We start from the raw sequence: 22,581 nt of genomic DNA on the forward strand, positions 1-22,581 counted from the left end.
CTTATGGCTATTGGGAGGCTTTTATTTTATGTGACGTGGACAAAATTGCCCATTGTATTAAAAAATTTTAAGTTTAGGCAGATTAAGGCCGATAACAAGAGTGAGCCGGAAGGGCAGGCCGGCTCACCTTTTTACATGTTCCCTTATAAACCAAGCCCCCCCGAGGCAGGACGGGAGGACTTGGGGTGTCGCGCAATAAGAGCGGCTCCCCCGCAACTAGGGCAGGGATGTATCGCCTGGTAAGCGATAGAAGCAGCGAGAGAGCCGCAGGATATTCTTATATGCCCCGCTCGGGCGTATATCTCATATTCCTATCTTTATATTTGACAGAGCCATCTAGCAGGATAACTGTCTATTCAGTTTGTCCAAATGTCATGAATTCGCACGGAATCGATGCTGCCCCGGTCGATGTAGCGCATGAAGTTACGAAAGTTCTGTTCACGGGGACCCAGTTCGGTGCCCGACACCTCGTGGTAGTAATCGTTGACGTCGGTATAGACGCCGAAATAGATCTCGTACTCACCGATGCCGGAATTGGAACTCGTGTTCTGCACGCGGTACTCGACGTGCGCGAAGAGGCTGTCGTTGCTCTCGCTGCGCTCCCACGAGATCACCTCGGCCTGCAGGTTGGAAGCACTGCCTCCGCCCAGGTATATCTCTGCCGATGCGGTGCGCCCCTCCCTCACCTGTATGCTTACCGAGTGGGAACCCACCTCCGGCTTGGAAGCCGAAATGGTGTAGCTGCCCGTGGGCACCTCGTCGAGACGGAAAGTGCCGTCGTTGCCCGTGAGGATGGAGTTGGTCGCCGGACTGGTCGTGACGTTGGCATTGGCTACGCCCTGATTGTTGTTCGAATTGATGACTTGGCCCTGGATGGAGCCGTACTGCACCGGATCGACGGTTTCCTTGGTGCAGCCCACGGTCATGAGACCGACTGCTATAAGTAGAATTACCAGTTGGTTTTTCATAGGGGACCCTCTATGATCTGATTAAAAGTTGATTCGGTTGACGATTACGGGAATAGTGCCGGAGGTTTTGGAGATGGTCATGTAGGGAGATCCTCCCGCGCCATCTTCGTAAAGTGAAACAGAATTTCCGTGCTGTACGGCGTCAAATCGGTTGTTGATGCCGGTGATCTGGAACAGCACGCTGCTGTTTGAGGGCTGCTCGAAATCGAGTTTGTTCGTGGCACCGCCCAGCGTGGCCTTTAACCAGGAATTGCTGTGCTGGATGATGCGTGCCTCATTTTGAAGGCCGTAGAGCCTGATGATGCCTGTACTGCGGTTGCCTTTCTGGGTCAGAATGGCCTTGTTGCCGTAGCCGAACTGCTCTATATGGCCGGTGTTGAAGTTGCCGGTCTGGGTCAGGATGGCCTCGTTGAAGGCCGAAAGGGGAATGGGAATCCCGTTTCCGGCCAGGCCGGCTCCACCGCTGATGTATTGGCCGGTGAACTCGGTGACTGCCTCGTTATGGGTGATCCCGGGGTTATCGGTCTGCTCGATGAAGGCCTCCCCGTCCTGGGCATGTACCCCGATCGAGCCAGCGAGCAGCATGGCAAGTATGAATGTAAAGTGGGTTGCGTATTTCATGGCAAACCTCCGTGGGTTGCGCTGCGGTTGTATGTGGAATGAAGAGGAGACACCCCGGTCAAGGGGTGTCACCCTGCTCGGTGAATTATTAGAAGCGTTTAGCTTCCACCCATGGCGGCCGGATTGGTACCCTGGATGATGGAACCGGTGTTACCGAGGCCGCTCTGGACCAGGTTGGCATCGTCATGCATGCCAAACTGGGAGATGGCGCCGGTATTGAAACTTCCGGTCTGGATGGCATAGGCATCGTTGTCGTGTCCTTGCTGTTGGATGCCGTACCAACCAAGTCCATCGCGGTCGATGGCGGAGCCTGCAATGGTGTTTCCGTCACCGGCCTGGCGTACGCGGGCGTAGTTGTTGTCACCCCGGTTCTGTTGGACGGTGGCGGTGTTGCCGACCACGTTGTAGCCGTTGCCACTACCGCCCTGGTCAATGTCGGCACGGTTGATGCCGCTATGCGCCTGTTTCAGGGTCGCCGAGTTGTTGGTGCCCTGCTGGTAGATGTCGCCGCGCTGGCCGCCATTGTAGGCGTCGATGCTGGCCGAGTTGGCGACACCGCGCTGGGTGATTTCATGGTCGTTCCAGACGCCGTGAGAGCGCTGTTTGATGGAAGCTTCGTTGCCGCTTCCGCTCAGTTGGTAGATGTGGGCTTCGCCGAAGTCGCCAAAGTTACCACCCTGGAAGTCACCCTGGAAGATGGTTGCCGAACCGTTGTCGGCCGACTGCTCGATGTAGGCCATCGAGTAGGTGCCGGTTTCGGTCTGGACGATGTCGCCCGTGTTACCTGATCCGGATTGGTTCATGTCGGCATCCTGTGCTTGAACGCCTGTGAAGGCGAGGAAGAGTGCAAAAACTGCACTCAAAAGCATTGTGAAGGTTTTCTTGAGTGATCTCATAATGTATGCACCTTTTGGTTATTTAGGGTTAAGGTGAATGGGACCCCATTCACCGAGGTTCATTCCATTGATGATCAATGGAATGGGGTGGAGTAAGGTGCGTGATGAGATCACCCTTGCGAGTGTCCCGGGCAGCGCTGAAGGGTCCACAACCTCGCGTAAGCAAGGTTCCTTGGCGTTGCTCCACGCCCCTTACTCCATTTTCCTGGTTCAGAATTTCTCAGGTCAACGGAGTGCGTGTGCGGTGACGTTATATGTCATGGGTCAGTCATAGAATTTTTTTGAATAGGGAAAAGATAAGGCTGCCTCCTTTACGGCCACCCTCTGGGAGGGCACTGCCGGGATGATGAAGATGAGCGTAATAATGGTTATATTTCGCTCATCGGGGCAGCGCTGAAGGGTCCACAACCTTACGCAAGTAAGGTTCCTTGGCGTTGCCCCTCTTTATTTCTGTTTCCTTTCCTTTCCATCGGTTTATTGGTTTGTTATTCCTTTCGATTTCAGTTCCTGTTAAAAGATGTCGGGATTGATGCTGATGCCGGCTGTGATATTCCATTGCTGATCGTTAATCGTTCCTAGGGTAACTCCGTCCACCCCGTCCTGCATCAGGTAGCGGTAGTTGAAGCCAAGCTGAACCCCGACGCTGCGGGAGATCCGATAGTCGATGCCTGCCGTCGCACTGACCGCCGGATAGAACTGACGGTCGGCAAAGTCGGGCGTGTCATCGTAGGCCAGCACACCGCCTCCCACGCCCAGGTAGGGCGAAAATTTCCGGGTGGGCAGCAGATAGGTGTTCAACATCAAGTCAGCGCTGGAAAAAGGTTCCGAAAATGCGTTTCGGGCTCCGATGCTGGAACGCTGCAGGTTCAGCCCCAGCGAGTAGCGGGAGCTCAGAAACTGTTCGGCCTGCAGCCCGCCACCTATGCGTGTATAGGGTGAAGGATAGCTGCCTATATGGCTGCCGGTGGTAAACTGCGCCGTCAGATCGAAACCGCTTCTCAACTCGTGGTCTTCCATGAGTCCGAAGTAGTCTGCTTCGGCTTGCCGCTCCCTCTCTTTTTGATTGTGGTATTTCTGCTTGTAATCGTTGTAGGCGGTCGTGTCGCTTGGGCTCCAAAGGCCGTCTTCCACTCCTTCTACCACCAGGGTCTTCACGGCCTCGTCGATGGCTTCGGTCACCGCCATCACGGGCGGTTCGTTGTAGGTAAATCCGGCCTCGGCTTCCAGCAGCCTCTGGGTATCCACGAAGCGGAAGGCACCGCTTTTAAGCTCTTGTGAGATTATGGACTTGGTGGTGTGGACCGTTTTCATGACGCGGCCGGTCTGAGTGGAAACTGCGCGCAGGTAGATGGTCACCTGGTCCTTGCGGTACTGCCCCGATCCCCCCGTGCCCAGGTATCGCAGGCCGCCCCCGGCCGTAATTACGTTGGTGTCGTAGCCGATGATGCCGCCTTCCAGAATCACGCCGGCGTAGAGCAGGGGCGGAAGATTGCTCGGCTGCCCGTTCTGCTGGCGGGTCTGCTGGATGATCTGTCGTTCGTTCAGCAGATTGGAAACCCCTTCCCGTTCAATGGGCGTAAACCAGCCGGAATCCTCCATCGATTCGATCAGGATGGAGGTGGCCCCCTGGGTGACAGCGGTAGACCAGCTGGCACCCTGGGCTTTGGCCTTGTACTGGCCGGTCTGGTCGCGGAAGCGATACACGGCGGCCACTACCTTGCTTTGAGGATCGGGCATCTGTTCTAGACTCTCTTGCACTTTGCTTTCCATACCCGGCCGAACCCGCTCAGTCTGCATGGGATGCAGGGCCGCGGTGCAGCCTGCGGCGGCAAGGAGGCAACTGATGAGCGATATGTGGACAATATGTTTCATCAAAATCTACTTATGAGTTCTAAAAGTTATTGGGGATAGTTATGGTGGTCTGTTCGCCGCTACCCGTATTGAATAGGGTGATGGTTATGCCCTGCGGACCCGGGGAAACCTCGATGTTGAATTCACCGAACTCGAAGGAGTTCTGCTGATTCAGGTTGAGATTGCCGAAGCGGTCCTCCACGATCTGCCTCGTCAGCTGGGAGAGGATCTGCCGTTGCAGGGACTGGCCGAAATTCTGCAGGGGGTCCTGCTGTCCGAAGCCGCCATCCGCAGTATACTTGTTTTGGGAGTTTGCAGAGTTCATCAGCCAGGAGTAGTTGTAGGGACTTCCCCCGAAGGCCGGGTTCATCGGTGTATAGACCAGGTCCTGGCCTGTGGCCTGCCGTGGAGAACTCATGAGCAGGAGTCCTGCGGCGACCATCAAACTGAGCAGTGTCGTAGGTTTCATAATTACAGTACTTGGTTAAGGTTGATATCCGGTTATCTGGTTCTGGTTGGCCTTAATGGCCTGCAGCGCCCTCCGGCAGATCTGCACGGCCTGCTCGGCCTGCCGCTTGGCCTGGTAGTAGCGCGGCTGAAGGCGTTGCCGGTACACCAGACGGTCGTCAATTTCGATCGTCACAATGGATCCCAGGCTGGGTATGGGCTGCTCGCCAACGGTGATCATGAAATTGCCCACACCAGAGGGATCCTCCCAGTTCTGGTAAAAAATGGAGTAGAAATTGCTGCCTATTCGCGTGATGGTCTCGTCTAGGATCATGCCCCCCAGATTGAGGCCATTCGGATCAGTCTGGTTGCGGAGTCCGGATGTGTCGGCACGTACGGTGTCGGAAGCTGCAGCGGCGCTGTCAGGCTTGCTTTCCATCAGTGTACCGAAGGCTTTTCTCAGCTTGTTGAGCATGGCCCGGTCGGTGCTGTCGGCAATACCGCGCTCCCTGGTGCCATACAGCCTGCCTTGCGAGGTTGCGGTCATGCGCTGTTGGGATGACGCCACGTTATAGCCGAGGGAGTCACCCGGTGTGATAAGCTGGTTGAAGTAACCGTGGGAGAGGAAATAGGAGGGAAGGGTGTCGTTGGTGACAGTCGCATGTAAGGTGGTATCGGCTGGCGCGTTGTTATGCTGCGCTTGGACCGATCCGCCGGACAGGAGAAACAAAGCAAGTACACAGGAGAACCCTAAATCCCAGAAATACATCCTTACCTTTGATAAATAGTTCGCATTCTAGTTAGTCACTAGTCCGCTATCTCTCGGCATACGGTTGTTTATTGCAGCCGCGCCGTTTTACACCTTCCGGCAGGATGTGGCCGGAAAATGTCCCCGGGCGAAAACCCGGAATGCGAATGTGTCCATATATTTTTGAAAACACATCCGCCAGGGACTATGGATCCCTACCCTGATTGCTAACTTGTCTCTAGATCGAAGGACTACTTACCAGGTAGTCATAGAGGCCTCTTTTCAAGTCAATTCCATTATAATAAATCGGGGTCAGCCCTTCAAAATGTTAGTGCAAATTAAAGAAGTTCTAATAAATCTAGGATAATATATAGGTATAAAGCCCTAGGGTATTTATTTTGTAATTATGCCAGTTTACAGGTATTGCTGTGCCATTATAGCGGCCGCTGACCGACTGTGGCGTTTTTGGACCGCGGCCTTCCGGGTGCCAACAGCTGGGGAGCCGGTCCTAGGATTTGCTGGAGCATCCCGTGAACCTTCTTCACGGTAGCTTTTTGGCCACCAGTTTGTTGTCACCATTCTCGGTCAGGAAGAAATATTTTTACTTGCAGCCGCTGTCCCTGACCTTACAGTTCGAGCGGATTAGCTCATCGGAAATCATGCGGTACCTGTAGCTCTCCCCGTGGGAGAGGATGGGGAGCACCATGGGCTTGGCGGAAGCGGCCTTGAGTTCCCGGTTGACCATGCCAGGGTGGCCTTCGGTTGATACCTGAATGTTTTCGGTAAGTTTTAAATATATACGGAACAATTTGTCGCGTTGACGGTCTCAATGCCTGTAATCCCAACCAAGAACCAAACGTTATGAGAGCTTTCTTCGGATATCTGCTTTCGCTTGGAGGACTGGCATGCCTGGTCTATACCGGAATCAACTACATCAACAACTCCGAAAGCTTCGGATTCCTGGGCGCCGACGTGGTGATCAGTTCGGGCGACCCCGTGCCCGTTATCGCTTCGGCGGTGGTCATGATCGTGGGCTTCTTCCTGTTGAAAGCTTCTTCGGACGCTTAAGTATTTAACCCTTTAAGCCGAAAATCATGCTACGCTGGAGCATTACATTCCTCGTTATTGCTATTATCGCCGCCGTCCTGGGCTTCGGTGGAATTGCCGGGTCCGCCGCGGGAATCGCGGAGATCCTGTTTTACATTTTCCTGGTTCTTTTTGTACTCTCCCTGCTGCTTGGACGCAGAAGCGGCATATGAAAGTCAATTTACCATGTACGTAGTTGACCGAGACCGACAGATCATGCTAATTCGGGAGATGACCCAGCTCCGCAAGGACCCCAAGAGCTGGGAAGTCTACTACCACCACCCGTCCACCAACAACATGTGGAAGAGTTATTTTCCGCGTGCCAGGGGAGAGGAGCGCGGGCCCAAGGTGATGCGCGTGGAGCCTGCCCCGGAACCCCTCGACGTGCTGGTCCATCGCTGCCTCGACAGCGATTCGGTGGACGACGCAATCGGACTTGGGCTGGAGCTTTCCGTCAACCCCTCCCGCTGGGCTTCCGTCATGGAGGTCCTGGAGCAGCACTGGAGCAAATGGGCGCGCGGCCAGCTTGTCACCTTTCTTCGCTGCCTTGGCGTAGAGCAGCATGTCTCCTTGTTCGATGAGATCGATTACGACCCCTCCTCCGACGGCCTCACCGACGAGCATTTCGAGGAGCTGCGCCGTCGCGCGCGCAACCTGCGCTGGAAACGTTTTCTATATCCTATCTAATGCGACTTGCCAGCTCTTCCTGGCCGCAGCCGCTCCTGCGGTTTCCCCGGTATTTCCCTAGACCTGTGCTTCCGTACCCAGGCTGCAGAGGCGTGCGCTGATCTCCCAGAGCTCTTCCGTCAGTTCGTTGTCGCGGGCCAGGGGATGGGGTTCCTGTTCCGAGCGATCCTTAAAGTAGCCCCCGGTCCGCTCCGGTACTCTGTCGTCTTCGGCCAGCCACACGATTGTCTCCGCTCCCTTTTCGGGGCTGCGCATAAAGGGCCTTCCCAGGTTCCACGCCATGCGGGTGAGCCAGCCAGCCTCCTTGGTCAGGCGCGTATTCACCACGCCGGGGTGCATGGAGAATGCGCTGAGTGCGGTGCCGCGGGTCCGGCGGGCCAGTTCGTGTGTAAACATGATGTTGCAGAGCTTGGACAGACCGTAGGCGCGGTAGGAAGACCAGCTGGTGTCCAGCTGCAGATTGCCCAGGTGGAAGGCCCCGGCGCCCGTACGGTGGGCGCCCGAGGAGACGGTGACAACCCGGCCGTCCGGGGCGGCGAGCAGCCGCTCCATGAGCAGGTTGGTCAGCAGGAAGGGGGCCAGGTGGTTGATGGCGAAGGTTTTCTCGACCCCGTCCAGGGTCTCCTCTCTGTGGCTGAGCACCGTGCCTGCGTTGTTGACCAGCACGTCTACCTGCTCGAACTTTGCGGCGATGTGGGAGGCAACCTCCCGTATTTCGTACTGCCAGGCGAAGTCGGCCAGCAGCACCTCCACGCCGCTGTTTCCGGTAGCCCGCACGATATCGTCCCGCGCCTTGAGGCCTCGTTCCTCGTTGCGGCAGATCATGACCAGATAGGCGCCGCGTGATGCGAAAGCTTGTGCCACCTCCTTTCCTATGCCTGCGTTGGCGCCCGTGACTACGCAGAGTTTATTGGCAAGGTCCATAACGGATGAAGTTTGTTTTCCGGTTGTTCCCTGTCTGGGTCGCCGCGGGCCCGTCCTGAGGCCGTCGGGCACGGCGCTGTTCGATTTCTGGAATACAACTCGTACCTTGGATCATCTTATTGAACGAAAACCGGCAACTGAATGATTCAAGACTACCTGAATTCCGTCGAAAAATTCGTCGTGGTGGGCGACCGCGTGCTTATCAAACCGCGCGATATGGAAATGCGTACCAAGAGCGGACTGGTGCTCCCGGCCACGGTGAAGGAGAAAGAGGAGATTCAAAGCGGTTACGTAATCAAGACGGGACCGGGCTATCCCATTCCCTCCCAGGAGGTGGACGAACCCTGGAAGGAGGATACCAGTAAAACGCGTTATATCGGCATGCAGGCCGAGGAGGGCGACCTGGCCATCTTTCTGAAGAGCCAGGCCCACGAAATAGAATTCGAACACGAAAAATACATGATTGTCCCCCACGGGTCCGTTCTGCTGCTGATCCGGGAGGACATGGAGGTCTGATATGGACAGAAGACAATTTCTGGTTCGCGGTGCCCTGGCCGGGGCCGGCACCATGCTTCCCCTGCAAAAACTGGCCGCCCTGCATGCGGCGCGTCTGCCCATGGAGCGCTTTGTAACCCTGCGCCGGAACGTGGGTTACTTTACCGAACGGGGCGGTACTATCGGCTGGCTGGCCAATGGAGAGGCCCTGGCCGCGGTCGACTCGCAGTATCCTGAGTCGGCCAGGACCTTCCTGGATGGCTTCCAGGAGGAGTACGGCGGCGCGCTCGACCTGCTGGTCAACACCCACCACCACGGGGACCATACGGCCGGCAACGCCGCGCTCCGCGAGGCAGCCCGCACCATTGCCGCGCATGAAAACGTGCCGGGGCTGATGCGGCAGGCCGCGGGCGAGGAAGAACCTCCGCCGGTACCCGACACCACCTATGCCCAGAGCTGGCAGACCGACCTGGGCGACGAAACCCTTCACCTTCGTTATTTTGGCAGAGGACACACCAGCGGCGACTCCGTGGTTTACTTCGAGCAGGCCAACGTGGTGCATATGGGCGACCTGGTCTTCAATCGCATGAATCCCTATGCCGACCGGACGGCGGGCGCCTCCATTCACAACTGGATCACCATCCTGGACGTCGTGCGGGAGTGTTATCCCTCCGATGCCATCTTTGTATTCGGCCACGGCAAACCGGATTTCGGAGTGGAGGGTGACCGCGACGATGTGGCCGTGATGCGAAACTATCTGGAGACGATGGTGGAGCACGTTCAAAAAGGCGTGCAGGCGGGCGAGAGCCGGGCCGAAGTTACTGATCTGGAGGTTATGGAGGGATTCGAGGAATTCCAGTACGCCGACTGGTGGACCCTCTCGCAGAATCTGGACGTAATCTATCAGGAGCTAACCGAGGATTGATGACAAACAGCCGAATCCGTACGGCAGATCAGCCGGGGTCATCTGCCCGTGACAGCTCGACGGCTTCGACCTGCCGCGAGCAACGGCGCTGCGTCTATTGCGGTACCCGCGCCCCGGTGGTCTGGGTACACGGCCACGGACAGTGCGCCTCCTGCGGCATCAACGTAGAGGAGTGCTGCCGCGGTGAGCGTTGCAGGGGAGAATTGTAGACGGATTTCTAGTGCTTCGCCACTGAAAAGACCCGCTCGCAGAGATCCAGCTCATCGGAATTGTTGGAGGCGATGACCAGCATGTGGCCGCTGCTGCGAAACCGGGCGGCGATCTGCGCCACCAGACGCTGCCCCTCCTCGTCCAGGTTGCTTCCGGGTTCGTCCAGCAGCAGGATGTCGGGATCGTGGACCAGCGCGGAGGCCAGCCTGGCCCGCTGCTTCTGACCTGTTGACAGTTTGCCGAAGGGACGGTCGACGTGGCTGGCGAGTCCCACCCACTCCAGCAACGCGTCGGTGCGCCGGTCGTCGGGCCGCTCCTTCCTCAGCCGAAGAATAAAGGAGAGGTTTTCTCGCGGACTGAGCTCTCCGTAGAGCGAAATATAGGGCGCAGCGTAGCCCAACATCCTTTTGACCTCATTGTCTCCAAGGGGCGTTCCGTCCCTTAGCCACCCGAGGTCGCCGTCATCGGGTTTCAGAAGTCCCCCGATACAGCGAAGGAGGGTGGACTTGCCCGAGCCGTTGAGCCCGGCGATGCCGAGCGTGCCGCCGTCGTGTTTCAGGCTGAGTTCCCTGAAGACCGTATGGGAGCCGTAGGATTTGCGAAGGTTGCGGATCTGCAGTGCAAGCATGGCAGCAAGGTAAAAATCCGGCCGGAAAGCGCCAATTCGCATCGCACCCATCCTGCGCATGCACTGGTTGTTTTGCCAAGGCGAAGGCTATATATTTCCAAAAATTTCATGGACCGACTCATAGACGACATTACAGACCGTTTTCTCGACCGCCTGCCTGCCGACAGGCAGTATCATACAGCGGATGAGTTGCATAACCTGGAACTGCCCTCCTTTTTGAGGCAGCGACTTCTGCTGCAGGTGCGCCGCCGCCTGCTGGAATCCCTCAAGGCGCCCCGCACCCCGTGGGCCGATCTCCAGTCCGCTGAGGTCCAGCGACGGTGGGAGGACTATATGGAAAGCGCTGCTGCGTCGCTTCGCCTTCCTCAAAATCATGCCCGCGAGGAAATACGGGAAGCGGTGGAGGGCTGCCTGGAACTCCTTGTGCGGCCCCGCGAGGTCATTCCTCGTCTACTGTTCGGCAGCGAGCGAAAACTGGACCGCAGCCGTCTGGAGCGGCGCCTGTCGTGGCTGGTGGTCTATGTTCATTTTCACTCCCTGCTGCCCCGGTATATGGAGAAGAAGGAGCTGGAGTCTCTGGAACGTGAACGGTGCGCCTCCATCATCAGCCGGGCGGACCGCAGGTTCTGTCAGGGTTACGAGGCGGGGGACTGGATGGAGCTGCTCGATCCTCTTTTCGAACTGACAGGCGGCCGGGTTCCTTCCGGCCTGCTAGCCGATTTTTTCCGCGACAAGGAGATGGCCCACCGGGCCGAACGCATGCTGGAGTACGGCGACGACCTGGACCGCGAGGCGCTGCGCGGCCTCCTTTCCGGGCAGGAAGAAGCGCCATCACCTGCCGAAGAGCGGGAGCGGGAGGCGGCTTCCGGCTCGGAGAAATCTGCCGCCGTCGATCCCGGTTTGGCATCCGCAGAGGAGGGCAACGAATCACGCGAAGAGAGTCTTAACGCCTTATTTGCCGGAGATGAATCCGGGGATCCCGGGGAGCATGAAGTGCCGCGTCCCGATGCGGAAGTAGAACCGCCTGCCCCGGCGGTTGACGAGGAGGAGGAATCCACCCCCATGTGGATGCGCTACCTCGATCCCGATGAAGCCGAAGGCATGGAACATGAGCGCCGGGAGGAGGAAGACGAATCTGGAGATGATCCCGGAGCCGCCGAAGCGTCGCGGAACGGTAGCGGCCGAGCCGCGCGGCTCAGGAGTGTTCTGGAGTATCGGCGCGACTATTTTGTAAATGAACTCTTCGGGGGCACGGGCGGAGCCTACGACCGGGCCCTGGAGGAGATAGCTTCCCGGGAAGACTGGCGAAGTGCCAGCCGGTATATCGAGCAGAAAATTTTCAAGCGTAACATGGTGGACCCGTATTCCGAACCAGCGGTGGATTTTACCGACCGTCTGCAGTCCTGGTTCATGAATCCTTCCGACGACGAATCCCAATAAAATCAAATTAGATGGCTTCCGAAGACAAGGTAGAGTGGCTTAAAAAGCAACGGGAAGAAGCGAAGAAGGGGGGTGGGGAGCGCCGCATCAGGAAGCAGCACGACAAGGGCAAGCTGACAGCCAGGGAGCGTCTCGATTTGCTGCTGGATGAGGATTCTTTCGAGGAGATCGATCCCTTTGTGACGCACCGGAGTACCGATTTTGGCCTGGAGGACCGCCAGCCCCTGGGTGACGGCGTGGTGACCGGACACGGCACCATCCACGGCCGGCCCGTCTACGTCTTCAGTCAGGATTTTACGGTCTTCGGCGGCTCGCTTTCGGAAACCCATGCCGAAAAGATCTGCAAGATCATGGACCTGGCCATGAAGAACGGGGTCCCCATCATCGGTCTCAACGATTCCGGCGGGGCGCGCATCCAGGAGGGGGTCTCCTCCCTGGGGGGCTATGCCGAGGTTTTCTGGCGCAACAGCATGGCCTCGGGCGTGGTGCCGCAGATTTCCGCGGTCATGGGGCCCTGCGCCGGCGGCGCGGTCTACAGTCCGGCGCTCACCGACTTTATTTTCATGGTGAAAAACACCAGCTACATGTTTGTTACGGGTCCTAACGTGGTGAAGACGGTGACCCACGAGGAGGTGACCTCCGAGGAACTTGGCGGGGCCAGCGCCCACAGCACCAAATCAGGCGTGGCCCACTTCGCCGAGGAAAACGACGCCCTCTGCCTGAAGGAGCTGCGCAGCCTTATGGGATATCTCCCCCAGAACTGCGAGGAGAAGCCGCCGGGCACCGAAGCCAGGGATCCCGATCCGGCCAAAGCCAAAGCCCTGGACGACCTGGTGCCTGACAACCCCAACAAGCCCTACGATATCAAGGACGCCATCGAGGGGATTGTGGACCGCGACTCCTTTCTGGAGGTGCATGAACACTACGCTGACAACATCGTGGTGGGATTCGCCCGCATCGACGGGCGGAGCGTGGGTATTGTGGCCAACCAGCCGCTTTCGCTCGCCGGCGTGCTCGATATTGACGCCTCCCTGAAGGGCGCGCGTTTTGTACGGTTCTGCGACGCCTTTAACATTCCGCTGGTCGTTTTTGAGGATGTACCCGGTTTCCTGCCCGGCACCGACCAGGAGTGGGGCGGCATCATCAAGCACGGCGCCAAGCTGCTTTACGCCTTTTGCGAGGCCACAGTACCCAAGATGACCGTCATTACCCGCAAGGCCTACGGGGGCGCCTACGACGTGATGAACTCCAAGCATATCCGGGCCGACTACAATGTGGCCTGGCCTACTGCCGAGATCGCGGTTATGGGACCCAAGGGCGCCGTGGAGATTATCTTCCGAAAGGAGATTGCCGCGGCCGACGATCCCGAGGCCAAGGAACAGGAGCTCATCGACTACTACAAGGAGCAATTCGCCCATCCCTACAAGGCGGCAAACCGGGGATTCATTGACAATGTCATCCTGCCGGGTGAGACCCGTGAAAAGCTGATCAAGGCGCTCAGGATCAGCGAAAACAAGGTGGACGACACGCCCAAGAAAAAACACGACAATCTGCCGCTCTGACGCGCATCAGGCCCGGCTTCCTGCCGGTCTTACGTCCGCGGCGGAGAATGGCGTACTTTAAAAAGCAGCGATGCCATGAACCTCTTCGACGAAGGTGCAGGCGGCGATCAGGACGCTCCCCACATGGAGCCCGGGGCCAATCCCCACCAGCCGCTGGCCACCCGCATGCGCCCCCGCAGCCTGGACGAGTTCGTGGGACAGGAGCACGTGGTCGGGGAGGGCAAGATGCTGCACCGCATGATCGAAAGCGGGGTTATCGGCTCCATGGTCTTCTACGGTCCCCCGAGCTGCGGCAAGACCACCCTGGCCCACGTGATATCGCGGGAGATTAACGCCCAGTTCGAAGTGCTAAACGCGGTGCTGGACGGCATCAAGGACCTGCGCCAGGTGGTGGATCGCGCGGAGACCTACCGCAAGATGAAAGACCGCAAGACCATCCTCTTCGTCGACGAGATCCACCGCTGGAACAAGGCCCAGCAGGACGCCCTGCTGCCCCACGTCGAGTCCGGCATTATCACCCTCATCGGCGCCACCACCGAAAACCCCTTCTACTCCCTGGTGGGCCCCCTGCTCTCGCGTTGCCAGCTTTTTGAGCTCCACGATCTGACCACCGACGACGTACGGACGATGCTTGACCGGGCGCTGAAGGACGAGGAGCGGGGACTGGGCCGGAAGAAGGTGGCCATCACCGACCCGGCCCGCCGGCACCTGGCCGACTTTGCGGGCGGTGACATCCGTAATGCACTCAATGCCCTGGAGGTGGCGGTGCTGTCCAGCGAGTCCGACGGGGAGGGGGTCGTCCATATCGACCTGGAGGTGGCCAAAGAGTGCATACAGAAGCGGTCGGTGCGCTACGATGGCACCGGCGACGAACATTATCACTACGCTTCGGCCTTTATCAAGTCGATGCGCGGCTCCGACGTGGACGCCGCCCTCTACTGGATGGCGGCCATGCTGGAGGGGGGCGACGACCCTAATTTCATCTTCCGGCGCATGCTCATCCTGGCCTCGGAGGACGTGGGCATGGCCGATCCCTACGCCCTCACCATGGTCAACGCCGCTCACGAGGCCTTTACCAAGTGCGGTATGCCCGAGGGACTCTACTTCCTGGCCCATGCATGCATCTACCTGAGTCTGGCGCCCAAGAGCAGCAGCACCGGGGCCATCTTTTCGGTTCGCTCCCACCTCGGGGAAAAGGGTATCGGTCCGGTGCCCCCCTATCTGCGTGACAAGACCGCCAGCGGCAAGGAGTCGCGTTACCTGGGCGTGGAAAACGCCTCCGAAGACTACGACTACCCCCACAGCCATCCCCACCACTGGACGCCCCAGCAGTACCTGCCCGAGGGACTGGAAAAGGCCTCCTGGTACGATCCCGGTACCATCGGCCGCGAAGGCAAACTCTGGGACCGCCTCCAAAAAATTAAACGGGAGTATATGCAGAAGTGAGTAAGGTCCAGGAATCGTCCCATTTAGGCCTTAGGAATTTTTCAGGTGGGGCAGGGAAGAGGGAGTGGGAGTGGAAGTGGAAGAAAAAATCCACAAGCCCAAATGGGACGATACCTGGACCGAACCTAACTCATCTTCAGCATATACCCCACCCCATGCAACGTCACCAGGTACTTCGGGTCGTCCGGCTGCACTTCGATCTTGGACCTGAGCTTGGAGATGTGAACGTCCACGGTGCGCGTGTTGGTGCTGTACTCGTAGCGCCAGACATTCTCCAGCAGGGCATCGCGTGAAACCGGCTCGTTGGCGTGGGAGACCAGGTAGCGGATCAGCTCCACCTCGCGGGTGGTCAGCTCCGTCTCACCGTTGTCAGGATGGGAGGCCACGGCGTTCTTCAGATCCACATGGATGGGATCCAGATCCACCTCGTTGACAGGTTTCACCTTTGCGTACTTCTCGGAGCGCCTCAGACGCGCCTGGATGCGCGCCAGCAGCTCCTTTACGCCGAAGGGCTTGGTCATATAGTCATCGGCCCCGATGTTCAACCCGGTCACCTTGTCAATCTCCTGGTCGCGCGCGGTGAGCATGATGATGGGGAAGGTGTAGTTCAACTCGCGCACCTTCTTGCAGATGTCGTATCCACTCATACCGGGCAGCATGAGGTCGAGCACCATCAGGTCGGGATTCTCCCTTTTGACGATTTCGATCGACTTGTCCCCCTCTTCCGATACGAATACCTGGTAGCCCTCGTTTTCCAGAGTGTCCTGCAGTGTGAAGACCAGGCTGGGCTCGTCTTCGACGATCAGGATCTTTTTGGACTTATTCGGCATATTTTGGTTTTTCCTGGCTTATTTGGGAGGGCGTGTATTCGGGGGTGCCGTCCCTGTATTCGTCCAGTTGTTGTTCGGGATTTACCAGTACCGGGAATCGCACCGTAAAGGTGGATCCCGTGGCCTGCTGACTTTTCACGGAGATGTCGCCGCCGTTCAGCTCCACCAGGTTCTTCACGATGGAGAGACCAAGGCCGTGTCCCTTGGTCTGGGCGGTCATGGCATCTTCGACCCGGTAGAACTTGTCGAATACGTGCTTCTGGGCCGATTTGGGAATGCCTACTCCGCTGTCCTGCACCTTCATAATAAGATTTTTATCGCGGTGATGTAAAGAGATGTGAAGCTCTTTTTCGTCGTTGCTGTATTTGAGTGCGTTCTCGAGGAGATTCCCAACGATGGTTTCAAAGCTGTCGGTGTCGATCATGCACATGGGCACCTGGGCGTCGATGTCGGTGGTCAGCTGGAAACCTTTGCCGGTAATGTAGGCCTCGTTTTCCTTGAGGTAGCGCTCGAGCACGTCGTTCAGATAAACCGGTTTGGGCTCGATGAGGGCCTGTCCCGCGTCGGCCTTGGCCACGTCCAGCAGCTTTTCAATCATCTTGCGTAGGCGAATGGCCTCGCTGTAGATGTGGTTGCCATAGGATTTCAGCCTATTCTGGTCGTCTACGCGACCGTCGGCCAGATTTTCCCCGGCCGCCTGCATCACAGCCAGCGGGGTCTTCAGCTCGTGGGTGACGTTGGCCAGGAATCCCGCCTGCCGCTGGGCCAGGGAGCGCTCGCGCTGGGCGGTATAGAACATGAAGACCAGGGCGCCCAGCAATAGCAGTACCGCTACCCCGAGCACCACCAGGTTCTTGATAAAGGAGGAGTTGGCGGCCGCTGTGGCGGCGTCGTTGGTAACCTGCACCTCCAGCGCCCACCCGTCAAAGGTCTCGGGGAAGGATTGCCAGATGTCAATTTTGTCCCTGCGGTATTCTTCACTGGTGTTGGAGGCGATGATCTCGTTGCGGGTCCAGTCGCGGATCCAGACGTTCATACCCTCGTCGCCGTCCCCCAAGTGGCGCCGGATGGAGTGTGGAAGTTCTTTCTGGACCAGCACTGTACGGTTGATGGGGAAGTGTAAATAGCCGAAGACGTTGCGCTCGTTTACGTTGAAGAGCGCCAGGTTCAGGCTGCGGTGGGTGTCAAAGATGTAGTTCCTGGTGCTGGAGAAATCCGATATCACCGAATTCATGTTGTTCCGGGCGAAGCTGAGTCCGTCGCATACGGACTCAGGGACCTGCCCTACACTTTCAAAGCTGTTGCTGTCCGCCCGGTAACGCAGGATGGTCCCTCCTGTCTCCGAACAGGGAATACCGTTTCCGGGCATGAAATAGATGCCGTTGTAGATCGCCTCTTCGTCCACCTCCTGCATAATTTCGTTCACGTCATCGGGGAAGCGGCGATTTTGGCGGAACTGGTCCTCCACCTGTTCCATGTCGACACGGTTCATGCCCTCGAAGGGTTCCAGGAAAAGCCGGTAACGCACCCGGTCGGCGAACTCCAGGATCTGCAGCTCTTTAGACTCACGGTTGAATTCCAGCGTACTCTCCTTGAGCTGCATCAGCGAGTAGACATTCATCCCCGTCAGGCCGATGATCGCTATGATACCGGCCGCCAGGAGAATCCAGCGGGTGGAAAAGAATTTCGATTTCATAAATTAAACGGATTTACGGGACCGCTGGTGCGGTTTGTACGGCATATCATTCAAGGTACTAATTCTAGACGGACGCGCAGGGCCAAAGATAGGTCCTTTTACGATATTTTATAAAAAATACAAGCTTTAAATGCCCGCTGCCCGTGTGGAGCGCGTCTACGTTTTGTGTGCCCTCGAGCTCCCCTGCCTCTTACTGAGCACGCTCCCAGCGGTTGTTGGCCCGGTTGGCGTCGGGGTAGAGCCGTTCAGGGTCAATTTCTACAGAGACCACCTCGCGGTTGCGGGTTACCGTGAAGCGGTAGCGTACGTTGTCCTCCAGCCAGTGCTCCACGGGAATGGCGTGCGTCTCGGTGGCGCCGCCGGCGAAGGTGATCCTCACGGTGGCGGGCATGGGAACCCGGCCGTGGTCCTCGATGGTGATGCCTGTTGTGCCGTCCTCCAACGTCGAGACGGCGCTCACGGCCTGGTCGAGCACCCAGGTCTCGTAGAACCAGCTGCGCCAGAACCAGTCCAGGTCCCGCCCGGTCACATCCTCAAAGGTATTGAAGAGGTCCCACGGGTAGGGGTGTTTGTACTTCCAGCGCTGCAGAAAGGTGCGGTAGGCTTCGTTGAAGGTCTCCTCGCCAAGCATGTTGCGGAGGGTGAAGAGCATACTGGCAGGCTTGGGATAGGAGGCCACCCCATAGGCCGCCCCCAGGTAGTGGAAGTCAGACCATCGCATGATGGGTCCCTCGTCGCCTGTCCCCGCAATGGTCAGGTAGCTGTGGTAGGTACCCAGCTTCCAGTCAGTGTCGGGGTAGTACTCCGTCTTGGCGTTGTCCTCGTTGAAGGTGGTGGTTCCCTCGTCCAGCCAGCTGTAGCGCCGCTCGTTGGTGCTTACGGTCATGGGTACCCACATGTGGGCCACCTCGTGGGCGATGACGGCGTAGAGGGAGGAGGCGGGTTGTCCGTTGTAGGAGCCGATGACGGTCATCATGGGAAACTCCATACCGCCCCCGATGATGCCCCCACCCTCCACGGCGGTCATGTGTTCCCAGGGGTAGGGGAGGCCGGTGAAGCGGGAGAGGTAGTCGATGCTGTGACGCGAGAAGCGTGCGCTGTTTTCCCAGAGGGGGGCAGAGCTGCGGTAGAAGGTGTTGATGGCGGTGTAGTCGGTTTGCCCATCTCCGTCGCGATCGCCCAATGGCGCCCGTGTAGCGTCCCAGCGCGAATCACGCGTGGCGCTGAAGGCGAAGTCGCGCACGCTGTCGGCGTGGAAGGTCCAGGTCACTGCGCTGTCGGCGGGCGTCACCGTCACGTTGCCAAAATCCTCGCGGCCTACCACCTCCATGACCGAGTCGCTGCTATGGGCCCGCTGAAGGCGGCTGTGGATGCGGGGCTGCAGCACCTGGCGCGGGTTGGCCAGGGTGCCCGTGGCCGCCACGATCCACTGGGGAGGCGCGGTGATGTTTACCCGGTAGCTCCCGAAGTCGTGGTAGAATTCGGCGTTGATGCGGAAGGGATCGGTGAACCAGCCGATTACGTCATCGTAAACACGCATTTTGGGATACCAGTAGGCCAGGAAGAACAGGTTGTCCTGGCTGAAGCCCATTCGTCCCCCGGCTCCGGACTGCGGAATCTCCATGCGCCAGGTGAGGTGCATCTCCACGGTGGTGCCTGGCAGTACGGGTGAACGGGGTCGCAGGGTCATCAGCGTGCCGTCGATGGAGTAGACCGACTCCCCGTTACGCAGGGCCTGGTAGTACAGTCCGTTCCGGTCGGCGGCCTGCCCCTCCACGCTCACCGAGTCGATGGTCATCCCGCCGGTCACCTCGGCCGATTCGTTGCGTATTACCCCCTCTGCGTGCACGTTCTGTGCCAGCTCCAGGGCGAGTACGCCCAGGGTGTCGGGGGAGTTGTTGTGGTAGGTGATGGTGGTGGTGCCGGCTAGGGTGCGTGAGCCGGGATGCAGTTGTACATCGATTTCATAGTCGGAGCGCTGCGACCAGTAGCGCGGGCCGGGCTCGCCTGAATGGGTGCGCGTGCCCTGCTCCACCGCACGGTGGAAGGCTGGAGGCACCTCGCCGTTGATGGGGTTTGGAACCGGGCGGTCGGGAGGATATACGGCCGTATCGGTTCGCAGGCTGTCGGCATCTTCAACATTGCTTTGCCCGGCATGCTGGGTGGCGCAACCGCCGATTAGAGCAAGTATCAGAAGGGCGTGGAATACAGGCGCGATTAAGCGATTCATGGCGAATGGGTAATAGGTGTGAAGTCTTCCCGGACACCTTGCGTGCAGGTCCTGGGTTCGCAACAAACGGAAAATACGGACTTGCACGCCTATTGCAACAGCCGCTCCTGCCGGTAGTCCTATTTCACAGTTCCGCTTGGTTCGAGAAGCAGGTCCTGAATGAAAAATCGGCCTATCCGACATTTCGGATAGGCCGATTCAGGCACTTCTTGGCGATGACCAGGATTTCAGCCGTCACCCAGCTGGGCCTCGGGCACAGGTTCGCCTGCGTTCTTTACGTAGTGGTCCATCCAATTCACCCAGCGCGTCCACAGATCCAGTATGGTTTCCCGCGCTCCGGGGCCATGAGCCTCGTGTGGATACATATACATTGCGGCCGTCTTGCCGATACCGTTAAGAGCGTGGAACATCCGCTTTGAGTGGATGGGCCAGGTACCTACGTTCTGGTCCATCTCCCCGTGGTACATAAGCAGGGCGCCGTCCAGCTGATCGGCCCGGAATATGGGCGACATGTCGAGGTAGCGGTCCAGTCCCCGCCACAGGTCGTTGGGTTCGCGCTGGAAGCCCATGGGGGTGAGGGTACGGTTGTAGTTGCCGTCGCCTGCGATCCCCGCCTTGAACAGGGAGGTGTTGATCATGGCGTTGGCGGTACCGAAGGCCCCGTAGGAGTGTCCCCCAATGGCCATGCGCGTACGGTCGATATATCCTCGGGCGTCCGCGGAGTCGATCACAGCAAGGCTGTTTTGCTGGATGCTCCAGACAAAGCCGTCGTTCGGGCCGCCCCTCTCGGCCGCGATGGGCCAGTCGGCGTCAATGACGGCATAACCGCGCTTGGTTAAAATCTCCATGGAGCGATTGTAGACGCCCGGGAAGTCGTTCTTGTTGTAGTCGCGCTGGTCTTCGTCGTATTCTTCCTGGTCGTCGTACTCCGACGGGTAGTGCCAGATGATGCCCGGCAGCGGTTCCCCATTCCAGTCGGCCGGCATGGTAACCGTTATCCAGAACTCGAAGCCGTCGGCACGTTTCACTTTGAAACGGTGCCGCTGGGCATTGGTAATGGCCGTGTTGTAGTCAGTGTTGTTCGTGAGGTTGGTCATCTGCTCCGTCTCCGTGTTATAGAGCCAGGAGTCGGGATGCATGTCGGGCGACTGCCGCTGGACGATGAGCTCGGTTCCGGCGTCGTCGAGCATGGCTGTGGGATCCTCATCCACGTCCGAGGCACTCATGAAAATACGCTCCTTCTCGCCGCTGCGGATGTCCACACGGTCGATGAAGGGCTGTGGGGCGTTTTCGTTGTAGTCCTCATGGTACTGTGTGCCGGACAGGTAGACGCTGTTGCCGTCGGGCGTCATGCGCACCACGGAACCGCCCATCTCGCCGGGCTTGTTCATCAGGTTGCCCGGATCGGCGTAGAAATCGTCTTCGTCGAAACTGTAGATGGTGTGGGTCTGGTCGGGACTGTCCATGAAGACCGCATAGAGTTTTTCTTCGCCCCCGCTCTCTTCGCTGATAAAGAGGATATCGGCCTCCTGGCTGTAGTCCACGCCGTCCATTTCGTTTTCGGTTTCGTAGACAATCTGCATGTCGTCTTCACCGAAGGGTGCGGTCCAGAGCATGACGCGGTCGGTGGCCTCCTCGTCGGATTCCTCATCTTCGGCCTGTTCCTGGTCTTCGTCTTCCTCCTCCTCGCCGGCGTCGGAAGCCTGCAGGAAGCTCAGACCCTCCCCGTCGGGACGCCACTGAATGTTGCGGCGGTCGTAGTCCTCGTCCTCTTCCTCGCCGGGCACGCTGGTGTCGAGCGAACTGTGGGCGATCTCGGCCAGTGTGTTTCCGTCAAGGTCCCATATCTCCTCCCGGTTGGGAAAGTTGTAGTAGGGCACGATGTAGGAGAAGGGCTTCTCCATGGTCTCCACCATCAGATACTGTCCGGTGGGGTCAGGATCGATGCCCTGAATCATGGCCGGTTCGCCGATGTTTCGCACGTTGCGGTTCTGCGTATCCAGGCGTACCAGCTGTCCGGTGGTGTGGTATTCCAGCAGCTTCATTTCGAAGGGATCCTCCAGCAGGTCCTGGTAGGTGCGCAGGCGATTCTCCTCGTTGCTGGTCATGCGTACTTTAAGATTTGCTGGCGTGGCGGGGCGTTGCGGCTCCATGCCGCGGTCTTCAGGCACCAGCACGGTAAACAGGTAGCGGCTGTCGCCCGACCATTCCAGGTCGGAACTCATCGTGGCCAGTACGGGCCGGCGGGTAATCTGCCGTGAATTGCCGTTGGACGTCTCGGCTACATACACATGGGTCTCGTCAGCTGTATGGGCAAAGTAGGCAACCTTGGAGCCGTCGGGCGACCAGCTGGCGTCGGTAACGATGGCGCCCTCAGGCGTATCGATGTCGCTGGTTTCACCGCTACGCGAGCCAATGAGCTGCAGTTCACCGGAGGGCTCGGTAGTCATGTCGCGCTCACGATTGGCGCGCGGGTCGATCTGCAGTCCCCCCAGGTTGTAGTAGGGCTTGGCAAACTTCGACAGGGGCGTCATGCCGGACTCCTGCACGTTCAGGAAATATTCGGCACCGGGCGCCAGGTTGTATAGCGTAACGTTCAGGTGCCGCGGGGCCAGGACCTCCTCGGAGATCTCCTCCGGCGGGGTCAGGTACTGTTCCCTCAGGTCGGGGACATCCTGGGCTGAAAGCCCGGTGGCACCCACCAGAAGAAGAATGAACGTGAGAAATGCGGAAGTCGATTTTCTAAGCATAGAATAGGTCCTTGGTTCCAGGTTATGCATGCGCGCCGGTCCCATGGAGAGGACATTACGCATTCCTATAAGATTCAAAGATCTGGCTCAAATGAAAGGCGGGAGGGCGGATTTTACGTTTTTTATCGCCGGGGCATCAGG

General features: G+C 58.4%; 21 protein-coding genes. 8 read left to right on the top strand and 13 right to left on the bottom strand.

What is annotated here, in order from left to right; translation table 11 throughout:
- Nucleotides 1-356: 356 nt before the first annotated feature.
- The 7 genes from U5K31_00460 to U5K31_00490 all read right to left on the bottom strand — a co-directional run bounded on the left by U5K31_00460 (nt 357) and on the right by U5K31_00490 (nt 6,276).
- A complete protein-coding gene (locus tag U5K31_00460; GenBank protein MDZ7771214.1) occupies nt 357-968 on the bottom strand; it encodes a carboxypeptidase-like regulatory domain-containing protein in 612 nt (203 codons plus the stop codon).
- Between the two features lie 21 nt (nt 969-989).
- Nucleotides 990-1,589 carry a hypothetical protein gene (locus U5K31_00465; protein ID MDZ7771215.1) on the bottom strand — a complete coding sequence of 200 codons (600 nt, stop codon included), beginning with the start codon at nt 1,587-1,589 and terminating at the stop codon, nt 990-992.
- 98 nt (nt 1,590-1,687) lie between these two features.
- Nucleotides 1,688-2,392 (bottom strand): hypothetical protein, encoded by a 705-nt coding sequence (locus U5K31_00470; protein ID MDZ7771216.1) that lies wholly within the window; start codon nt 2,390-2,392, stop codon nt 1,688-1,690.
- Nucleotides 2,393-2,995: 603 nt separating this feature from the next.
- Nucleotides 2,996-4,222, bottom strand: a complete 1,227-nt coding sequence (locus U5K31_00475) for a CsgG/HfaB family protein (protein ID MDZ7771217.1) — start codon at nt 4,220-4,222, stop codon at nt 2,996-2,998.
- Between the two features lie 154 nt (nt 4,223-4,376).
- Nucleotides 4,377-4,805, bottom strand: a complete 429-nt coding sequence (locus U5K31_00480) for a curli assembly protein CsgF (GenBank protein ID MDZ7771218.1) — start codon at nt 4,803-4,805, stop codon at nt 4,377-4,379.
- Between the two features lie 15 nt (nt 4,806-4,820).
- Nucleotides 4,821-5,513: a CsgE family curli-type amyloid fiber assembly protein gene (locus tag U5K31_00485; protein ID MDZ7771219.1), complete on the bottom strand. Its 693-nt coding sequence runs from the start codon at nt 5,511-5,513 to the stop codon at nt 4,821-4,823.
- Between the two features lie 619 nt (nt 5,514-6,132).
- Nucleotides 6,133-6,276: a hypothetical protein gene (locus tag U5K31_00490; protein ID MDZ7771220.1), complete on the bottom strand. Its 144-nt coding sequence runs from the start codon at nt 6,274-6,276 to the stop codon at nt 6,133-6,135.
- A 116-nt stretch (nt 6,277-6,392) separates the two neighbouring features.
- Between U5K31_00490 and U5K31_00495 the strand changes: the two genes are divergently transcribed.
- From U5K31_00495 to U5K31_00505, 3 genes are read left to right on the top strand one after another with little or no spacing between them, the layout of a single operon-like run.
- Nucleotides 6,393-6,599 carry a hypothetical protein gene (locus U5K31_00495; GenBank protein ID MDZ7771221.1) on the top strand — a complete coding sequence of 69 codons (207 nt, stop codon included), beginning with the start codon at nt 6,393-6,395 and terminating at the stop codon, nt 6,597-6,599.
- A 26-nt stretch (nt 6,600-6,625) separates the two neighbouring features.
- Nucleotides 6,626-6,790 carry a DUF1328 domain-containing protein gene (locus U5K31_00500; GenBank protein MDZ7771222.1) on the top strand — a complete coding sequence of 55 codons (165 nt, stop codon included), beginning with the start codon at nt 6,626-6,628 and terminating at the stop codon, nt 6,788-6,790.
- 13 nt (nt 6,791-6,803) lie between these two features.
- On the top strand, nt 6,804-7,304 hold the full coding sequence (locus U5K31_00505) for a hypothetical protein (GenBank protein MDZ7771223.1): 501 nt from the start codon (nt 6,804-6,806) through the stop codon (nt 7,302-7,304).
- Between the two features lie 57 nt (nt 7,305-7,361).
- Here U5K31_00505 and U5K31_00510 read toward each other — a convergent pair whose 3' ends face one another.
- Nucleotides 7,362-8,228 (bottom strand): SDR family oxidoreductase, encoded by an 867-nt coding sequence (locus U5K31_00510; GenBank protein ID MDZ7771224.1) that lies wholly within the window; start codon nt 8,226-8,228, stop codon nt 7,362-7,364.
- 141 nt (nt 8,229-8,369) lie between these two features.
- On the opposite strand from U5K31_00510, the gene U5K31_00515 reads away from it, so the two are divergent.
- Both U5K31_00515 and U5K31_00520 read left to right on the top strand, forming a co-directional pair.
- On the top strand, nt 8,370-8,744 hold the full coding sequence (locus U5K31_00515) for a co-chaperone GroES family protein (protein ID MDZ7771225.1): 375 nt from the start codon (nt 8,370-8,372) through the stop codon (nt 8,742-8,744).
- Between the two features lies 1 nt (nt 8,745).
- Entirely contained in the window at nt 8,746-9,648 is a 903-nt protein-coding gene (locus U5K31_00520) for an MBL fold metallo-hydrolase (GenBank protein MDZ7771226.1), read from the top strand.
- Between the two features lie 217 nt (nt 9,649-9,865).
- Here the strand turns inward: U5K31_00520 and U5K31_00525 are convergent, their stop codons facing one another.
- Nucleotides 9,866-10,486 carry an ABC transporter ATP-binding protein gene (locus U5K31_00525; GenBank protein ID MDZ7771227.1) on the bottom strand — a complete coding sequence of 207 codons (621 nt, stop codon included), beginning with the start codon at nt 10,484-10,486 and terminating at the stop codon, nt 9,866-9,868.
- 108 nt (nt 10,487-10,594) lie between these two features.
- Between U5K31_00525 and U5K31_00530 the strand changes: the two genes are divergently transcribed.
- The 3 genes from U5K31_00530 to U5K31_00540 all read left to right on the top strand — a co-directional run bounded on the left by U5K31_00530 (nt 10,595) and on the right by U5K31_00540 (nt 14,934).
- Nucleotides 10,595-11,926 (top strand): hypothetical protein, encoded by a 1,332-nt coding sequence (locus U5K31_00530; protein MDZ7771228.1) that lies wholly within the window; start codon nt 10,595-10,597, stop codon nt 11,924-11,926.
- 11 nt (nt 11,927-11,937) lie between these two features.
- Nucleotides 11,938-13,488, top strand: coding sequence for an acyl-CoA carboxylase subunit beta (locus U5K31_00535; GenBank protein MDZ7771229.1), 1,551 nt, complete (start codon nt 11,938-11,940; stop codon nt 13,486-13,488).
- 75 nt (nt 13,489-13,563) lie between these two features.
- Nucleotides 13,564-14,934 (top strand): replication-associated recombination protein A, encoded by a 1,371-nt coding sequence (locus U5K31_00540; GenBank protein ID MDZ7771230.1) that lies wholly within the window; start codon nt 13,564-13,566, stop codon nt 14,932-14,934.
- 125 nt (nt 14,935-15,059) lie between these two features.
- On the opposite strand, the gene U5K31_00545 is transcribed toward U5K31_00540, so the two are convergent.
- The 4 genes from U5K31_00545 to U5K31_00560 form a co-directional block, all read right to left on the bottom strand.
- Nucleotides 15,060-15,764, bottom strand: a complete 705-nt coding sequence (locus U5K31_00545; protein MDZ7771231.1) for a response regulator transcription factor — start codon at nt 15,762-15,764, stop codon at nt 15,060-15,062.
- Complete coding sequence (locus U5K31_00550) at nt 15,754-17,460, bottom strand: HAMP domain-containing sensor histidine kinase (GenBank protein MDZ7771232.1); 1,707 nt, start codon at nt 17,458-17,460, stop codon at nt 15,754-15,756. The genes U5K31_00545 and U5K31_00550 overlap by 11 nt, the downstream gene beginning before the upstream one ends.
- Before the next feature lie 190 nt (nt 17,461-17,650).
- Nucleotides 17,651-19,690: a M1 family metallopeptidase gene (locus U5K31_00555; protein MDZ7771233.1), complete on the bottom strand. Its 2,040-nt coding sequence runs from the start codon at nt 19,688-19,690 to the stop codon at nt 17,651-17,653.
- A gap of 227 nt (nt 19,691-19,917) precedes the next feature.
- Nucleotides 19,918-22,440: a prolyl oligopeptidase family serine peptidase gene (locus tag U5K31_00560; GenBank protein MDZ7771234.1), complete on the bottom strand. Its 2,523-nt coding sequence runs from the start codon at nt 22,438-22,440 to the stop codon at nt 19,918-19,920.
- Nucleotides 22,441-22,581: the final 141 nt, after the last annotated feature.

Source organism: Balneolaceae bacterium (assembly GCA_034521445.1).
Classification (GTDB): Bacteria; Bacteroidota; Rhodothermia; order Balneolales; family Balneolaceae; genus JAXHMM01.

Bases quoted from the DNA above. Each gene is read 5' to 3' on its own strand.
- U5K31_00460 (MDZ7771214.1), bottom strand. From the start codon at position 968: ATGAAAAACCAACTGGTAATTCTACTTATAGCAGTCGGTCTCATGACC.
- U5K31_00465 (MDZ7771215.1), bottom strand. From the start codon at position 1,589: ATGAAATACGCAACCCACTTTACATTCATACTTGCCATGCTGCTCGCT.
- U5K31_00470 (MDZ7771216.1), bottom strand. From the start codon at position 2,392: ATGAACCAATCCGGATCAGGTAACACGGGCGACATCGTCCAGACCGAA.
- U5K31_00475 (MDZ7771217.1), bottom strand. From the start codon at position 4,222: ATGCCCGATCCTCAAAGCAAGGTAGTGGCCGCCGTGTATCGCTTCCGC.
- U5K31_00480 (MDZ7771218.1), bottom strand. From the start codon at position 4,805: ATGAAACCTACGACACTGCTCAGTTTGATGGTCGCCGCAGGACTCCTG.
- U5K31_00490 (MDZ7771220.1), bottom strand. From the start codon at position 6,276: ATGGTCAACCGGGAACTCAAGGCCGCTTCCGCCAAGCCCATGGTGCTC.
- U5K31_00495 (MDZ7771221.1), top strand. From the start codon at position 6,393: ATGAGAGCTTTCTTCGGATATCTGCTTTCGCTTGGAGGACTGGCATGC.
- U5K31_00500 (MDZ7771222.1), top strand. From the start codon at position 6,626: ATGCTACGCTGGAGCATTACATTCCTCGTTATTGCTATTATCGCCGCC.
- U5K31_00505 (MDZ7771223.1), top strand. From the start codon at position 6,804: ATGTACGTAGTTGACCGAGACCGACAGATCATGCTAATTCGGGAGATG.
- U5K31_00510 (MDZ7771224.1), bottom strand. From the start codon at position 8,228: ATGGACCTTGCCAATAAACTCTGCGTAGTCACGGGCGCCAACGCAGGC.
- U5K31_00515 (MDZ7771225.1), top strand. From the start codon at position 8,370: ATGATTCAAGACTACCTGAATTCCGTCGAAAAATTCGTCGTGGTGGGC.
- U5K31_00520 (MDZ7771226.1), top strand. From the start codon at position 8,746: ATGGACAGAAGACAATTTCTGGTTCGCGGTGCCCTGGCCGGGGCCGGC.
- U5K31_00525 (MDZ7771227.1), bottom strand. From the start codon at position 10,486: ATGCTTGCACTGCAGATCCGCAACCTTCGCAAATCCTACGGCTCCCAT.
- U5K31_00530 (MDZ7771228.1), top strand. From the start codon at position 10,595: ATGGACCGACTCATAGACGACATTACAGACCGTTTTCTCGACCGCCTG.
- U5K31_00535 (MDZ7771229.1), top strand. From the start codon at position 11,938: ATGGCTTCCGAAGACAAGGTAGAGTGGCTTAAAAAGCAACGGGAAGAA.
- U5K31_00540 (MDZ7771230.1), top strand. From the start codon at position 13,564: ATGAACCTCTTCGACGAAGGTGCAGGCGGCGATCAGGACGCTCCCCAC.
- U5K31_00545 (MDZ7771231.1), bottom strand. From the start codon at position 15,764: ATGCCGAATAAGTCCAAAAAGATCCTGATCGTCGAAGACGAGCCCAGC.
- U5K31_00550 (MDZ7771232.1), bottom strand. From the start codon at position 17,460: ATGAAATCGAAATTCTTTTCCACCCGCTGGATTCTCCTGGCGGCCGGT.
- U5K31_00555 (MDZ7771233.1), bottom strand. From the start codon at position 19,690: ATGAATCGCTTAATCGCGCCTGTATTCCACGCCCTTCTGATACTTGCT.
- U5K31_00560 (MDZ7771234.1), bottom strand. From the start codon at position 22,440: ATGCTTAGAAAATCGACTTCCGCATTTCTCACGTTCATTCTTCTTCTG.